This window comes from Chryseobacterium sp. YR221 (assembly GCF_900176315.1).
Lineage (GTDB): Bacteria > Bacteroidota > Bacteroidia > Flavobacteriales > Weeksellaceae > Chryseobacterium > Chryseobacterium rhizosphaerae.
Map to the genome: position 1 here is coordinate 71,249 of NZ_FWXM01000008.1, position 16,093 is coordinate 87,341.

Below are 16,093 nucleotides of genomic sequence, written 5' to 3' on the forward strand. Positions count from 1 at the left end.
ATTTTACGATGAGGCATTTTTATGTCATGCCTCCGCCTTTAGATTCTTTTCGAAATAAGGCTCTTTTTATGACTGCTGTCAGTTTTGAAGGACTTACCTTGGTCAGTATCAGAGATTCACAGCCATTAAATGCGGCAAAACGCTTTACCTCTTCTATAAAAGGTTCCAGCCATACTTCAGTGCTTATATCGGTGTTTTCAATAAATAAATGGATCAGTTCAAATTTTTTATCTTTCCTGTGAGTTTTACAGTCTACCCTTCCGATAAATTGATTCCCGAATAAGATAGGCAAACAGAAATAGCCATACTGCCTTTTCTCTTTTGGAGTATAACATTCAAGGCGGAAGTCAAAATTGAAAATCTGCTTAATACGGTCACGATGAATAATGGAATTATCAAACGGAGACAGCAACCTGACATGGGAAGGTGTAGAATTGAATGTTTTTTCAAGCCAATTGTTTTGTATAAAAACCGGAGGTAAACCTTCGACATCTACTTTGCTGAGTGTTCCCTCTTCCATCATGGACTGCAAGGCCTTATTTACATTCGCTTTTAATACATTTCCGGTTCTCAGATGCGTTATTTGTTTTACTGTAGTAAATCCATAGGCCCTGAGATAGGTTTTTATTAAATACTCAGCAAATTCAATGGGGGCAGGTTCTGCTGTACTGATGCTTTTGGGTAATACCCTTTCTGTGAGATCATACATTTTCTGCATACCGCTGCGTCCACAGATCATTAAATCTCCCTGCATAAAAAGTCTCTCAAGGGCTAATTTTGCCGGTTTCCAATTCCACCAGCTACCCGTTTTGCTGCTTTGGGTTTCAAAATCTCTGGCTCTTTTAGGACCTTCTGTACGAATGGTATCTATTACAGCCTGCATTACATTCTTGTCTGCATTATAGTAATGAGAGGCATCCTGTTTAACGTGAAGCATTTGGGGTAAAGCATAACGGAAATCCTGCATAGGCAGATAAGAAGCTGCATGAAACCAATATTCAAATATCTTACGTTCCTCTACCAATTCTTCCAGGTAATCTGTTTGAAAATCCGGAATTCTCGTCCAAAGTGTATGGTGGTGGGCCCGTTCGATAATGGAGAGGGTATCGATCTGTACATATCCAAGATGCTCCACGGCACTAAGTACAGCATTTTTTCCCGTTCCAAACGGAGATTTTTTTGTCAGTCCCTGGCTTTCCAGGGTTAAAAGCTGGAGTTGCTGCAACGTCAGTTTATTTTTCATCTTTCTTTTTCGGCTAATTTTTTTCTTCCGGATTTCAGATCAGCCCAAACAAATGTATTGATTTTTCACCGTTAGCAGACAAGCTATTTAAGATGTAAAAATCAACAGAAAAATTATCTCTTTTTTGCGACCAATTAGTTTTAATTAAAACTAATTTTGAGTATATTTGTTAGGAAAGTATGAGAAGTTCTTTTTATACTTATCATAATTATTTATTAAAAATTATGCCTGCAAAATCAACCCATATTTCAGAACTGGCCTTAGAACTAGGGCTGGCTATGAGTGAGATGAAAAGTCGGTTACGACAAAAGATTCAGTCCAAGATTAATGAATATGATTCTGATCTTTCTTTTGAACTGATTGAGATTTTGGGTCTTCTTTCCCGCAATAACGGTATCAACCAGCAAGAAATTGGAACTCAGGTGAGCAAGGACAAGTCCAGCATCACCTACCTCATCAACAATCTTGTAAAGCGGGAATTAGTAGAACGGATTGAAAATGAGAATGACCGAAGAAATAAACAGATTTTTCTTACGTCCAAAGGACAACAGACCATAGAAGCTATCTACCCATTGGCCCTGGAGCTTTATGAAAAAGCAGCTGGAGATCTTCATAAAGATGAGATCAACAAAGCCCTTATTTTGGTCAGAAAAATGACGGCCAACCTTGAATAATCAGGATCTAAAATAATAAAATATGAGAACAATCCTTGTACCCATTGATTTTACATCAACAACAGAAAATGCAGTAAAACTGGCTGCAGAATGGGCAAAACATTACGAATATGAGCATATTATTCTTTTAAAAACCGCGGGAGAATCTGAATTTGATTTTCTTCATATAGCGGAAGGACATTCATTCGTTAATGAAGAAAACATCAATAATTTACTCGAAAGAACAGAGACACTGCTGAATCATCTAAGCAGTATGATTACAGAAAAGGCACCTGGTATAAAAGTTTCAAAAGTGCTCAGTGACTGGGCTGTTACAAGAAGTATCAATGAGATTTTAAATAATCAGCCTTCTGTGGAGCTGATTATCCTGGGAAGTGATGACTCTGCTTCTACTACCACCAGCTATGTTTCGGACAATATTATAAGCATTGCAAGAACAAGCCCTGTCAAAACCTTAATTGTTCCCAATAGCTACAGCTATACTCCCATTAAGAATATATTTATTCCCTGCGATGTCAAAGGCATTAAAAAATTAGAGAGATTATTTCATCACAAGTCTCTTATTCAAAAGCAGGATGTCCGTTTACAGTTTTTAAATATAAATACCCATGAAGGTGAGGATACCAGTACTGACAAGAAGAAAGAACTGGAAGAGTATATCCGTCTGCATCTTACTGAGATTCCAAGCAGCATTCATTATTCATACGATGAAAACATTATCAACGGGATCCTGAATTTTGCCTCTTCCCATGAAACTGATCTTATCATTGCATTACCGGGCAGGCATAGTTTCCTGTATTATTTGGCAAGCAGAAGTATTTCCGAAGGAATTTACCAGAATACCCATCAACCTGTTTTGATATTGAAATAATGTTCAGTTTACAGAGCCGGAGCAATACTTCTTTAAGGGATACCTCAACTTTTCTTTTTAATAAGCTTTTTGAAAATTAATAATAAATCTTGGTGTTATCGAGTTTAACAAGGTTTTGCTCCTGCATTTTTTTGACATTCCGAATCACAGTTTCTACCCTTAGACCTGTTAAAGTGGCTATCTGCTGCCTGGTATAAGGAATCAGAAAAGAATAAGCCTCTTCAAATCCGAAATAATTTTTAAGATGATCAAAAAGCTTCTCAAGCTTGACCATAGGGTCAGAAATAGCCAAAAAGCTCGAGATCATATACCTGAAATGCAGTCTGTCTGCTGTATACCTGCTCAATTCCAACATTAACGTTGGAGTTTCCAGTAAAATGCTTACAATCTTATTTTTGGAAATCTTTATGATCTCACAGTTTGTAACGGCAATGGCATTGACAGCATAATGATGGGTGGTAAATAAATAACTTTCTCCAATACAATGTCCATCAAAAGGCAGCCCATGCACAAACTCTTTTCCATCTTCCAAAAAAGTATTCAGCTTTACCGTGCCTGTCTTTATCTGCAAATAATATTTAGCACCTGTTCCTTCCTCAAAAATATAGTCCCCCACATTGTATTTTTCCAGTCGGGCCCCATGAGAAAATAGTAGGTCTTCACATATAATCATCTTGTCATTATTTAAATTAATTAAATGTAGGGAATAGTGGCCCCGTCAGGCGGTAATTTTCTTTTTATGTTTTACGCCCCAGTCTGCTAAAGCAGCAATTACATCTTTTAATGACTGGCTGTATTCAGTGGGAATATATTCCACTAAAACAGGTTTATGGTCAGCAAGAACCGACCTCTCTACCAAATGATTGACCTCCAGTTTTTTCAATTCACTCGACAATACTCTTGCAGAAATTCCATGTATCGTTCGCTGCAGTTCGTTAAACCGGGTGTGTCCCCCCAAGATGGCTATCATTACACGTATAGTCCATCTGCCACCAAGAACGTATAAAGCATCTTCAGTAGCAGATAGATGGGTAGTACATTGAGGCTGTGAGTACGTTGGTTTTTCTTCTTCCATTTTACTTACTTTTCGGGGTTACTAACCTAAAAGTTATTACTAACCTTTTGGTAACTACTATCTTTTTTTTAGTAAATATAAATAATTTTGAAATATCAAATTTTTAAAAAAATAAAAAAAATGAAACAAGTACTTCATATTATTTCAAGTCCCAGAACAGAATCATCAGTAAGCAAAAAATTGGGCAGCGCAGTGGTAGAAAAAATTAAAAACAGATATCCCGAAATCATTTTAAAAAAACGTGATTTGACCAATCCCCTTTTCCCTCATTTGGAAGAGAAGCAAATCACTGCGTTCTTTACCCCTGCTGAACACCGTACTCCTGAGCAATTAGAATTTATTAAACTTTCTGACACTGTAATTTCGGAACTGCAGGAAGCAGATTTCATCGTTATTGAAACTCCTCTGTATAATTTCAGTATAACCTCTACCTTGAAATCCTGGCTTGATCATATTGCCAGAGCAGGTGTTACTTTTCGGTATGACGAAAACGGGCCCGAGGGATTGGTCAAAAACAAGAAAGTATACCTGGCTTTTTCAAGTGGTGGAATTTATTCCGAAGGTGAAAAACAAGGTTACGATTTTGTAATTCCTTATCTCGAAAAAACACTTGGTTTTATGGGAATGAACGATATCTCAGTGGTTCGGGCTGAAGGTTTATCCGTTCCTGTTATTCAGGAAACAGCTCTGCAAAAAGGCATTGAAAGTATTGTTGTTGAATAGGAATTATAAAAATGCTGCTCTCAAAGGGCAGCATTTTTTATTTTATGGGACGTTTTTTGTAATAATAAGGATTGAATATTACAGTTTTTCATAGGTTTGCTCTACCAGAAAAGAGACTGCTTTTTTGATTTTATCACGCCCTTCAGGGGTATTGACGTCTATCCCACAAAAAATACTGCCATTCAGGGAAGAATAAAGATTCAAGTAATACAGTCCTGAAACCATAATAGCCATAATAGCACGAAAATCTTGAGAATGTTCTTTGAAATAGGGGTCTCCAATAAGTGTAAACAGATTTTCTCCGCTTTCTTCCTGTCTTTCGGTCAGTTTTGCTAATGACTTTCTGGGTTCTGATAAACGCCACAGTAATAATTTTTGAAACTCTTTGTTGCTGAATACATAATCAAATTGTGTGAGTAACAAATGCTCCGTAAGTAACTTTCCTCCGTCTGATAAATCAGGCAATGTCTGTTCGGTTGTTACATTACTCCAGTAATCCTGCGAACGTATATATTCATCCATCAGTCCATCCATTCCTCCAAAATAGGTATAGATCATCTTCTTGTCTACTCCCGCTGTAGCAGCAATATCATTGATTTTTAAGGCTGCATATCCTTTTGTTTTCAGAATTTTTCCAACCGCATCCAAAAATTTCTTTTTACTGCGTTCCTTGTTTCGGATACTGCCTGCTGCTGATTTTCTCTCCATGATAAACATTCAATATACAAGTTTATGAAAAATTTTTATCATTTTAGACACTTCGTAGTGTCTTATTGTGTATATTTGTACAAACTAATACCATTTTATATATTAAAAAACACTTAATTGAAGTTGTAAAAAGATATTCCAAACTTTCGTGAAGGGTCAGTCAGTATCACCTTTTGCCACAGCAGTCATCCTAAAAGCTGTAGAAAAAGGCAGATAAACACTGAATGATCCTCACGTTACAAGGTTTTCCCGATTTATTCCTTCAGACTAAGATTGTTTTTACGAAGTAATGCAAATGATGATGGAACACAAATATGATTAAGCAGATTATTTCGAACACCATTTTACCAAGGTAAAAATGTGAACTGTGTACAGCACCATTAGAAAACTAATGATGCTGTTTTGTTTTATAGCATCTTGATAGTGAGATACTATGGAATTAACAACTCTTTTTTCCGGCTCGAAATAAATTAATAATGAATAACTTACGTTTTTTTGAATTAATTTTCTTAATTTTGCACCCCGAAAATAAGGATTCAAAATATGAAAAGAATTGGTGAGCACAGAAAGCTTCTTGGAGTTGACAAAACTGTTACTTTAAAAGAATTAAAGACTATTTACAGGAATACGATGAAAGATTCTCATCCTGATAAGTTTATTAATGATGAAGCTGGAAAACTGGAAGCAGAAGAAAAGAGCAAATCTGTGATTGAGGCTTACCACTTTTTGGTAAGTATTAATCCTGAAACACAGGAAAAATATAAGGAAGAATATACGGAAACAACAACAAAATCAAATATTCAGGATTTCTATCTTGAAAAACAGATTTTAAAAGTTCAGCATTTGAACGGAAAAATGTATGAATATATTGGTGTTCCAAGAAATACCTATATCAAAATGGTTAATTCGGATTCACCAAGCCGTTTTGCAAGAAGACATATTTATGGGAACTTCATCTACAGAAAGTCCGGTGAGGCTATGGAAGATTAATTTTTCATTTCAAATAAATAAAAAGGCTTTCAGTTATTCTGAAAGTCTTTTTTATAGTCTAAAAGTGGGTTCAACTGGTTTTAGTTTTTCATAAAGGCAATAGCTTCCACTTCTATCTGCATATCATCCAGTGCCAGTGTAGGAACCGGAATTAAAGTACTTGCCGGAAATTCATCGCTTTTCCATGCATTATGCATTTCTTCTGTCCATATTTTAAGCTTTTCCTGATTATGATTTACAATGAGTATGGTAATTTTAAGAACATCCCTGGTTTGCAGTCCATAATCTGCAAGTACCGTTTCCAGGTTTTTCAGAGCAAATCTTACCTGGGTTCTGAAATCTTTTGAAAGATTGTGTTTCAAGCCTTCTCCTCCGCTTTGTCCGGATATAAATACATATTTCCCCTCCCCTTCATGAGTTGTAGAATGAGAAAATGCAAACGGTGTCGGGTCAAAAAGAGTTTTTGGATTTTTGTGAGTAATAGTATTCATAGTATTGGATCTGATTGGCTTAAGATTATTCGTGTTTTGTGAAAAAGCCAGAAACCCTATGCAAAGAGCAGATAGATTAAATAGTATACGTTTCATAATATTTTTTGTTTTGAATTATTGAAAACAAATGTATCGATGAAGAGCATCAAAAAACTCTACATATGTTGACGTTTCTTATTTTTATAGGCAGTACATTGTCCGTTTTATATTCGGATGACAAATACTCAATCACACTGCTAAGAAATAAAAACAGTACCATTAGAAATCCAATGGTACTGTTTTATGGTGTCAGGGGCAGTAAGCTTTCCTTCTCTAAACCTGAATCTAAGATCTATCTATAATAGACTATCCTTTTGCTTTTTCATCAGTGAAAAACTGAAAGCCTTCTTTTTTATGAATAAGCTGTAGTGGGTATAATTTGGGATTATATTCTCCCTGTAATACTTCATTCAATGCATGTTTTTTGGATTCTCCGAAGGCTACAACCAGTATATTTTCAGCTTTATTGATCAACGGTGCAGTCAATGTGATCCTAAACATTTCCTGAGGTTTCAGATAATAAGCAGAAACCCATTTTTCATTTTCATCCAGAACTTCTTCACCTGGAAATAAAGAGGCGGTATGGCCATCATCTCCCATCCCTAAAAGGATAAAATCAAAAATACCTTCCTTACCAAGAACACTCTTAATCTGTTGCTCATATTCTTTGGCATAATCTTCCGGAAGTATTCCTTCCTGATACATAGGGAAAATATGGTCTTTAGTCACAGGAACCTGATTAAGCAGTTCCTCAAATGTCATACGTGCATTACTTTTCTCATCTTCCAGAGGAACCCATCGCTCATCAACCCAAAAAAAATATAGTTTATTCCATTCAATTTTTTCTGCATATTCCTCTGTTGCCAGCAATTTAAAAATCGCTTTGGGAGAAGAACCTCCGCTTAAAGCTACTGTAAAACGGTTATTTTTACGGATAGCTTCTTTTGAAAGATCAACAAATGTATCTGCCGCCTTTCTGTACAGTTTTTCTAAATCATTAAATACTGTAATATTCATTTTCGTCTGTTTAAATTGATTGTATTATACCCAGCTGTGGCCCTGTCTTTCTACCAAAGCAAAACTCTCTTCCGGTCCCCAGCTTCCTGCACTATAGTTTGGAAAAGATGAGTCTTTATTATTTTCCCAGGCTTCCTGAATTGTTTTGACAACATCCCAGGCTTCTTCCACCTGATCGGAACGCATAAATAGGGTAAGATCCCCCAAAAGGGCATCCAATAATAAGGTTTCATAAGCTTCCGGATTATCTTCCTGACATACAAAATTATCAAAGATCATTTCTACCGGCTGTAAAACCAGCGATAGTCCTGGCTTTTTGGTCATAAATTGCAGTCTGATATCCATCATCGGCTGAATATTAATAATAAGTCTGTTGGCTGATAAAAGATGAGGACTTCCTGAAAAAGTAGAATGAGGAAGAGGCTTAAACTGAATGGTAATATAAGAATGTTTCTCTTTCATTTTTTTTCCGGTACGAACATAAAAAGGAACATCTTGCCATCTTTCGTTGTCCAGATAGAATTTTATCGCTGCAAAAGTCTCTGTATTAGAATCCGCAGCAATTCCATCTTCCTGGCGATAGCCTTTTGCTTCCACTCCGTTGATCGTACTTTTTGCATACTGACCTCTTACTGCATAATGGTCTACCTGATCCGGTGAAATTCTACGAATAGATTTCAACACATCTACTTTCCGGTCTCTAATCTCACCTGACTGTATAGAAGCCGGCGGTTCCATAGCAACCATACAAAGAATCTGCAATAAGTGATTCTGAATCATATCCTTCAGCGCTCCGGTCTGTTCGTAGAAAGCGCCTCTTGTTTCCACCCCTACTTCTTCAGCTACTGTAATCTGTACTGATTCTATGTATTTATAATTCCATAAAGGTTCAAAAATAGAATTCCCAAATCTGAATGCCAATATATTCTGTACGGTTTCTTTCCCCAGATAATGGTCGATACGGTAAATCTGCTCTTCCTCGAATGTTTGCGACAGAAGGCTGTTGAGCTCAATCGCAGATTGTTTATCATGCCCAAAGGGTTTTTCAATAATAATACGGTCTTTTTTAGCATCAGAAGCTAAAGATGTATTTTTGATATGATTGGAAATCGTAGCAATGAAATTAGGACCAATGGATAAGTAAAACAGCCTGTTGGCTCTCATTCCGTAAACGGTATCAAAATCTTTTAATTTCTGGTGGAGATCCTGATATGAGCTTTCCTGATCCAGCTGGTGCTGAAAGTAGGTAATATGAGCCTGAAAACCTGCCCAATCTTCGGAAGTGATTTTTTTTCTGGAGAATTTTTCCAGATTTTCTTTGATATAACTTCTAAAATATTCGTCGGTATTATCGGCCCTTCCTAGTGCAATAATATTAAAGCCTTTGGGCATTCTGCCGTCGATATATAAATTATAAAACGCCGGAAAAAGTTTTCTTTTAGCAAGATCTCCTGTAGCACCAAAAATAATGATTGTAGTTGGCTGCAAGATTTTATTTTCATTCATTTTTTCCGAATTTTAATTGTTTACACTATTCCATACCGTATGAAAAACACCTTCTCTGTCAATTCGCTGATAGGTGTGTGCCCCAAAGTAGTCACGTTGGGCCTGGATAAGATTTACCGGTAGAGACTCTGTAGTATAGGCATCGAAATATCCTAAAGCCGTTTGAATTCCTAAGCTTGAAATTCCATTTTCGGCAGCATATCCTGCTATTTTTCTTAATGCTTTAATTTTTGATTTAACCAGAACAGCAATATTAGGGTCCAGTAAAATATTAGAAAGGTTAGGATCTTTGGTGTATGCGGCATAGAATTTTTCCAGCAATACAGAACGGATAATACAGCCTCCTCTCCATATTTTCACAACATCCTTCAGCGGAATCTGGAAGCTATACTCTTCTGACGCTTTCACCAGTAAAGCCAAACCTTGTGCATAGCTGATTAATGTGGCCAGAAAAAGAGCATCTCCCACTTCCTGAATGAATAGCTTAATATCTTCCGGACTTGTAATTTCTTTTTCAGAATACAATTGGGAAGCCAGAATTCGCTCTTCTTTATATGCTGATAAAATTCGGGATGTTACTGCAATATCAATTGTCGGGATAGAAACACCAATTTCCATAGCTTGCTCAGAAGTCCATTTTCCGGTTCCTTTGGCTCCGGCTTTATCTAAAATCTGATCTACAAGAAAACTGTCGGTTAATGAATCTTTCTGCTGAAAAATATCTCTTGTGATTTCGATCAAAAAAGAATTCATTTCTCCGTTATTCCATTCTTTGAAAACTTCGTAGAGCTGATCGTTATTTAATCCCGCTCCTCTTTTTAGAAGATCATATGCTTCGCTGATAAGCTGCATAATGGCATATTCAATTCCATTGTGTACCATTTTCACATAGTTTCCGGCAGAACCTTTTCCCATATATGCGGTACAGGCTTCATTATCTACTTTTGCGGCAATGGCTTCAAGCATCGGCTGAAGAAGGGTAAATGCTTCCAAATCTCCTCCCGGCATAATGCTGGGACCTGTTCTGGCTCCCTTTTCTCCACCTGAAACTCCCATTCCCATGAAGTGCAGATTTTTTGAAGCTAAATCTTCAACACGTCTATTGGTATCTTTAAAATATGAATTCCCTGCATCAATAACAATATCTCCCTTGCTTAAAAGGGGGGTAATATTTTCCAAGACTGCATCTACGGGCTTACCCGCAGGAACCATAAGAATAATCTTTCGGGGTGTTTCCAGTGCAGCTACAAAATCTTCCAGAGTTCCTGTACCCTTTACCTTCATTTGTGAAGAAGCCCCTTCTTGTAATTCTTTTATTTTCACTTCATCAAGATCGAATCCTGCGATTGAAAAACCATTATCTGCAATATTATAAAGAAGATTACGACCCATTACTCCAAGGCCAACCATTCCATAATTATATCTCTCCATTGTATTGATATTAGTATATTTTCTGTTTACAGAGAATAAATTTACGTAAATGCCTATCAGGAAAAAAATAAAGAATAGAAAAAATCTGCTGCTTTTTTACTTATCACTCATTTATAAGCTGATAATTTTATAGGATTATGATGTAATATCTCTAATTATTCTTCTCAGGATACTACTTAAAATCAGCTTATTCTATGCTAAATGTAGTATAAAATATCCACGCATCGTGAACAAAAACTCCATTTTTTAATGTTCTCTTTTTTATAGAATTAATAAAATTCAATCATTATAATGGGAACGATCTATTAAATTGGTACTGGTTTTTGGCATAATTAACCTTATATTTACCAAAATTTAAATTAATGAATTATAAGCTTGAGCTTAATACGCAGAAGCCTAACTCTAAAATTGTTTTTAACACGATCATATTTGATTCGTTCAAAGTTAATATTGTAGAAAGATATATTGGATCTATGCAATCCCGTCCAACGTTATGTGAAGCTTTATTTAAAGTGAGAACGTTAGATGATGATCTGATTAAAAGAAGAGATGGTAACGTAAGAATAAAAATTAAAGGTGATCAGTTTGAAGCTTATCAGGAATTGATAGGAAAGCTGAGCTCTTACGAATATAAAAATAAACTGATCAACAGAAAAGATGTTGAACAGGATTATGTACATTTTATTTTGAGCTTAGTGATATCTAATTATCAGCTTAATTAAATTTCGCATCTCTGGCGCGGGCTTCTCGCTCGTGCCGCTCATACACTACCCTATTCTTATACTACTCTACGAGCAGTACTCATTTATATGCTAATCCTGAAATTATAAAGAAGGAGGATAGCTTGTGTCTTTATTTCGTATGGTGTTGATCATAACTCCATATAAATTTCTGCCGGAAAATCAGGTTGCATATCTATCAGAAACACACTAACTTCATCCTTTTGAAAATTATACAGGCTTTCGTTTTTCGAAAGCTTTTCTCACTTACACTATAAAATATAGAATAAGATTAATAAATTAGGGTTATGAAAAAAACGATTAGTTGTATGAATATTGATGAAAATATTCTTCGTTCATTTGGTGGTGAAAGTATAAGATATAAAGCAAAAGAGTTTATTTTCAGAGAAGGAGAACATTCATTGTATTATTTCCAGGTGATAAGCGGCAAGGTAAAACTGAATACATTTAATGATGATGGAAAGGAATTTATTCAGAATATTCTGGGTAAAAATCAAAGTTTTGGAGATCCGCTTCTTTTTATAGACCGGCTCTATCCTACCAATGCGGTAAGCTTAGAAGCCGTAGAGATTATTAGAATGCCAAAGCCTAATTTCATAGACATGTTACAAAAACATCCTGATCTTTCTTTAGAAATGAATGCGTGCCTGTCACAAAGATTATATTATAACAGCTTAATGGTTCGGAATATGGCTTCTCAAAATCCTATTCACCGCTTACAGGGCTTAATGGAGTATCTGAAGAGTTATTATGATGGAGACTGCCAACATTGCTTTCCGGTGGAGCTTACCCGCCAGCAGATTGCCGATCTGACCGGTCTGCGGGTGGAAACAGTAATAAGAATCGTAAAAAAAATGGTCAATGAGGAAATTATAAAGCTTGACGGACGTAGAATTCTTTATTAGAATGTACCAAGGTTTATTTTAATTGAATTTCCCTATTATAAAAAACAACACCAAAAAACTATTGGTGTTGTTTTGTATTTTAATTGTATTTGGTGAAATAACAGCACTACTTGCTGATTGAATTATGATAATACTGAATATTCTTTTTTATTTGAAAAAACTTCTACCATTACTTTTGCAATTCTCTTTTTATCATCTTCTGATAAATTAGATCCTGATGGCAAACATAAACTCTTTCCGAACAGATCCTCTGCTACTTTTCCACCATAGTAAGGTGCATCTTCAAATATAGGCTGTAAATGCATTGGTTTCCAGATAGGACGGGACTCTATATTTTCGCTCAGAAATGCAAGACGCAGGTCTTCATAGCTCTTTGATGTCTTTGTTTCGTCAATGGTAATAACAGATAACCAGTGATTGCTATAAAAATCGGAATTCGGTTCTGAAAACACTTTTACTCCTTCTATATTTTTACAAATTTCGCAATAAAAATCATGCATTTTTCTACGGCCTTCTATCCTGTCATCTAACACTTCCATTTGCCCTCTTCCAACTCCTGCACTAATATTACTCATTCTGTAATTATATCCAATTTCAGAGTGCTGATAATGTGGGGCATTATCTCTGGCCTGTGTGGAAAGAAAGACTGTTTTTTCCTTATCTTCATCAGTGTGACATACTAAGGCACCTCCTCCGGAAGTTGTAATAATTTTGTTACCATTAAATGAGAGAATACCAAAGCGTCCAAAAGTACCACAAGCTTTCCCTTTATATTTGGAGCCTAATGATTCGGCACCGTCTTCAATTAAAGGAATATCGTACTTATTAGCTATTGATAATATTTCATCCATTTTTGCCGGCATCCCGTACAGATTAACGACAATAATAGCCTTAGGTTTTTTACCTTTTGCCATCCTATCTTCTATGGCTTCCTGTAAAGCTACGGGACACATGTTCCAGGTATCTTTTTCAGAATCTATAAAAACGGGATTTGCTCCCAGGTAGACAATTGGATTGGCAGAGGCAGAAAATGTCATAGACTGACATATCACTTCATCTCCATGGCTAACATTACATTCTATCAATGCCAAATGTAGGGCAGCTGTTCCTGCAGAAAGTGCAGCTATTTTCACATCTTCACTCAAGAATATTTCCAAATCTTGTTCAAAACCATCAACATTTGGTCCTAAGGGGGCTACCCAGTTTGAATCAAATGCTTCCTTGACGTATTTTAATTCGTTTCCACCCATATGGGGAGATGATAACCATATTTTTGATTTCATATTTTTACTGTTCTGGATTTTTAAACTTCTACTTTTTATAATTTTACCGGGGTTGCCTACCACTGTAGATCCGGCTGGGACATCGTTAATAATAACAGCGCCGGCTCCAATGGTACACCATTCCCCAATTTTTATTCCTTGTATGACACTAGCACCTGTTCCTATATGGGTTCCTTCCCCTACTATTACATTTCCTGCAAGTGCCGCATTAGGTGAAATGTGAACAAAATCTTCGATAATACAGTCGTGATCAACGGAAGCATTGGTATTGATAATACAGTGTTTTCCAATATCAGCTGCCGCATTTATAGTAACACCGGGCATTACAATAGTTCCTTCCCCTATTTGTAATCTTTTAGAGATTATCGCTTTTGGGTGAAGGAGTGTAGCGTAATTGAACTGTTCATTTTGACTGACTATTTTCTTCCGCAGTTTATTATTGCCTATAGAAATAAATACATCTATATCAAAAGGCGGAATCTCATGAATAACAGGGTAATTTAGTATTTTATGCTTAGACAGATTTTCATCAATGTAAGCTTTTATATTATAACCACATTCTTCAGCGACCTCAGCCACTACTTTGCCATGACCACTTGCTCCATATAAATACATACTATCTACTTTTTAAAATTAATTACTGCCATTAAAGGCTTCTATTGTTGCTTGTCCTACCTGATTTATCCCTTCTTTTTTTAGTACTTTTTTTAAGGTAAGGATAACCACTTTGCAATCTGTTGCAAATGACAAATGATCGATATACCAAATGTCTAATTCAAATTTTTTGGTCCAGGAAATGGCATTCCTCCCATTCACCTGTGCCCATCCTGTAATCCCTGGACGGATATTATGTCTGCGCTTCTGAGATTCATTATACAAAGACAAATATTGTGGCAACAAAGGTCTTGGACCTATCAATGCCATGTCTCCTTTTAATACATTGATCAGCTGTGGAAGCTCATCTAAGGAAGTCTGGCGTATAAAACTTCCCACGGGTGTTAAACGTTCCGAATCAGGCAGATAATTACCTTTTTCATCTTTTTTGTCATTCATTGTCTTAAACTTAATGATGTTGAACATCTTTTCATTCAGACCTGGTCTTGTTTGTACAAAAAAGGGTTTACCCTGGTTTGCGAAATACAGTAAGACCATAACAATAATAAAAACAGGAGCCAGCAAAATAAGTCCTATCAATGCAATCAGAAAATCTATAGCCCTTTTTAAAAAAAATTGATACATGATATTATTTTTTTTCAATTAGAGTTTTATATTCATTTAATAGTGCATTCCAAACCACTGATTGTTCGTAGCGGGACTGAATCATGGACCGTGCATTCTTTTTTAAGTGCTGGTAATAATCTTTGTCCGATATCATTTTCTCCATTGCCTCCTTCAGTTGGCCATCATTTTTCACAGGAACTATGACTCCATTCTGGTCTTCAATAATAATTTCGTTACATCCATTGATGTTAGAAACAATACTTGGCAATTCCATTGCTCCTGCCTGCATCACTACATTAGGAAACCCCTCACGATAACTTGGAAATGTCAATACATCAGCGATCGCAAAATAAGGCCGAACATCCTTCTGAAAACCTACAGATATGATATCCTGATTATTTTCAATTTCTTTTAAAGTATCCGGATGCAGTGGATCGAGCTCCTGCTCCAGTGGACCCACCAATAATAATTTAGAGCGGTGTGGTGGTTCTGCATCTTTACTTATCTGAGAAAAAGCAGTGATCAGTTCGTTTATTCCCTTGTCTCCTACCAAACGTCCTACAAATACAAATACAAAATCTGTATCCTCTATATTTAATTCCTTTTTTAAAAGCTCTTTCTGCGTATCACTAATTTGTTCGGGCGAAAAGAATGTGGTATCAATTCCGTTCGAAGAACCATTCCCTATTACTTTTAATTTGTCTTGATCTGTATAATTATTTTGTAAGATAAATTCATATAATCCTTTTGAATTGGGATAAACCATTGTTGCAGAGGAATAAGTCAGTCTTTCTACAAAGTCCAGTACTTTACGTTTCGTACCTGTTGCTTCCATTAGGGGCAAACCAGCCACAGTATGTAGACGGTGGGGAACTCCCGCCAATTTTGCTGCCAACATCCCTACTATACCTGCTTTAGGTGTATGGGTGTGAACAATGTTTGGTTTTTCCTTTTTTAAAAGCTTATAAGTACTCCATAAAGACTTCATATCCTTAATAGGAGTGATCTGACGGGACATATCAATTGCTATGACTTCAATTCCTTCATCATTTTTCACTTCATCCAGTTCCTTTCCGGACGACGAAACTCCTTTTACGTCAAAATATTCTGACATAAATCGATGTTGTCCTTTCAATAAAACCTTTAAAGAAATCGGTACCGTTGTTATGCGTATCA

17 protein-coding genes and 1 pseudogene are annotated in these 16,093 nt (G+C 36.1%); 6 read left to right on the forward strand and 12 right to left on the reverse strand.

Annotated elements, in window-relative coordinates; translation table 11 throughout:
- Positions 1-19: 19 nt before the first annotated feature.
- A complete protein-coding gene (locus B8967_RS20390; RefSeq protein WP_084087604.1) occupies positions 20-1,243 on the reverse strand; it encodes a winged helix-turn-helix domain-containing protein in 1,224 nt (407 codons plus the stop codon).
- A 224-nt stretch (positions 1,244-1,467) separates the two neighbouring features.
- Between B8967_RS20390 and B8967_RS20395 the strand changes: the two genes are divergently transcribed.
- Together B8967_RS20395 and B8967_RS20400 are read left to right on the forward strand one after the other, a co-directional pair.
- Entirely contained in the window at positions 1,468-1,917 is a 450-nt protein-coding gene (locus B8967_RS20395; RefSeq protein WP_047486314.1) for a MarR family winged helix-turn-helix transcriptional regulator, read from the forward strand.
- 22 nt (positions 1,918-1,939) lie between these two features.
- Positions 1,940-2,788, forward strand: coding sequence for a universal stress protein (locus B8967_RS20400; protein WP_084087605.1), 849 nt, complete (start codon positions 1,940-1,942; stop codon positions 2,786-2,788).
- A 76-nt stretch (positions 2,789-2,864) separates the two neighbouring features.
- Here the strand turns inward: B8967_RS20400 and B8967_RS20405 are convergent, their stop codons facing one another.
- Both B8967_RS20405 and B8967_RS20410 read right to left on the reverse strand, forming a co-directional pair.
- A complete protein-coding gene (locus B8967_RS20405; protein WP_047485871.1) occupies positions 2,865-3,461 on the reverse strand; it encodes a Crp/Fnr family transcriptional regulator in 597 nt (198 codons plus the stop codon).
- 45 nt (positions 3,462-3,506) lie between these two features.
- Positions 3,507-3,863 (reverse strand): winged helix-turn-helix transcriptional regulator, encoded by a 357-nt coding sequence (locus B8967_RS20410; protein WP_047485873.1) that lies wholly within the window; start codon positions 3,861-3,863, stop codon positions 3,507-3,509.
- Positions 3,864-3,983: 120 nt separating this feature from the next.
- On the opposite strand from B8967_RS20410, the gene B8967_RS20415 reads away from it, so the two are divergent.
- Positions 3,984-4,586: an FMN-dependent NADH-azoreductase gene (locus tag B8967_RS20415; RefSeq protein ID WP_084087756.1), complete on the forward strand. Its 603-nt coding sequence runs from the start codon at positions 3,984-3,986 to the stop codon at positions 4,584-4,586.
- A gap of 78 nt (positions 4,587-4,664) precedes the next feature.
- Here B8967_RS20415 and B8967_RS20420 read toward each other — a convergent pair whose 3' ends face one another.
- Complete coding sequence (locus B8967_RS20420) at positions 4,665-5,294, reverse strand: TetR/AcrR family transcriptional regulator (protein WP_047486316.1); 630 nt, start codon at positions 5,292-5,294, stop codon at positions 4,665-4,667.
- Between the two features lie 543 nt (positions 5,295-5,837).
- Between B8967_RS20420 and B8967_RS20425 the strand changes: the two genes are divergently transcribed.
- Complete coding sequence (locus B8967_RS20425) at positions 5,838-6,284, forward strand: KTSC domain-containing protein (RefSeq protein ID WP_047485877.1); 447 nt, start codon at positions 5,838-5,840, stop codon at positions 6,282-6,284.
- Positions 6,285-6,364: 80 nt separating this feature from the next.
- Here B8967_RS20425 and B8967_RS20430 read toward each other — a convergent pair whose 3' ends face one another.
- The 4 genes from B8967_RS20430 to gndA form a co-directional block, all read right to left on the reverse strand.
- On the reverse strand, positions 6,365-6,871 hold the full coding sequence (locus tag B8967_RS20430; RefSeq protein WP_228406270.1) for a RidA family protein: 507 nt from the start codon (positions 6,869-6,871) through the stop codon (positions 6,365-6,367).
- A 249-nt stretch (positions 6,872-7,120) separates the two neighbouring features.
- Positions 7,121-7,831, reverse strand: a complete 711-nt coding sequence (pgl, locus tag B8967_RS20435; RefSeq protein ID WP_047485879.1) for a 6-phosphogluconolactonase — start codon at positions 7,829-7,831, stop codon at positions 7,121-7,123.
- A 24-nt stretch (positions 7,832-7,855) separates the two neighbouring features.
- The gene (zwf, locus tag B8967_RS20440; RefSeq protein WP_047485881.1) at positions 7,856-9,337 is read right to left on the reverse strand and encodes a glucose-6-phosphate dehydrogenase; all 1,482 of its coding nucleotides are present in this window, start codon (positions 9,335-9,337) and stop codon (positions 7,856-7,858) included.
- A gap of 12 nt (positions 9,338-9,349) precedes the next feature.
- Complete coding sequence (gndA, locus tag B8967_RS20445) at positions 9,350-10,768, reverse strand: NADP-dependent phosphogluconate dehydrogenase (RefSeq protein WP_084087607.1); 1,419 nt, start codon at positions 10,766-10,768, stop codon at positions 9,350-9,352.
- A 362-nt stretch (positions 10,769-11,130) separates the two neighbouring features.
- On the opposite strand from gndA, the gene B8967_RS20450 reads away from it, so the two are divergent.
- Positions 11,131-11,490, forward strand: coding sequence for a hypothetical protein (locus B8967_RS20450; RefSeq protein ID WP_047485886.1), 360 nt, complete (start codon positions 11,131-11,133; stop codon positions 11,488-11,490).
- A gap of 305 nt (positions 11,491-11,795) precedes the next feature.
- Entirely contained in the window at positions 11,796-12,413 is a 618-nt protein-coding gene (locus B8967_RS20455; protein WP_228406271.1) for a Crp/Fnr family transcriptional regulator, read from the forward strand.
- Between the two features lie 122 nt (positions 12,414-12,535).
- Here B8967_RS20455 and B8967_RS20460 read toward each other — a convergent pair whose 3' ends face one another.
- From B8967_RS20460 to B8967_RS20470, 4 genes and pseudogenes are all read right to left on the reverse strand, one after another.
- Positions 12,536-13,696, reverse strand: coding sequence for an aminotransferase class I/II-fold pyridoxal phosphate-dependent enzyme (locus tag B8967_RS20460; protein WP_115920175.1), 1,161 nt, complete (start codon positions 13,694-13,696; stop codon positions 12,536-12,538).
- Positions 13,697-13,750: 54 nt separating this feature from the next.
- A pseudogene (locus B8967_RS22360) lies at positions 13,751-14,311 on the reverse strand (acetyltransferase); the annotation flags it as partial.
- Positions 14,312-14,329: 18 nt separating this feature from the next.
- Entirely contained in the window at positions 14,330-14,935 is a 606-nt protein-coding gene (locus B8967_RS20465) for a sugar transferase (protein WP_047486321.1), read from the reverse strand.
- A gap of 4 nt (positions 14,936-14,939) precedes the next feature.
- Positions 14,940-16,031 (reverse strand): glycosyltransferase family 4 protein, encoded by a 1,092-nt coding sequence (locus B8967_RS20470; RefSeq protein ID WP_084087612.1) that lies wholly within the window; start codon positions 16,029-16,031, stop codon positions 14,940-14,942.
- Between the last annotated feature and the right edge of the window lie 62 nt (positions 16,032-16,093).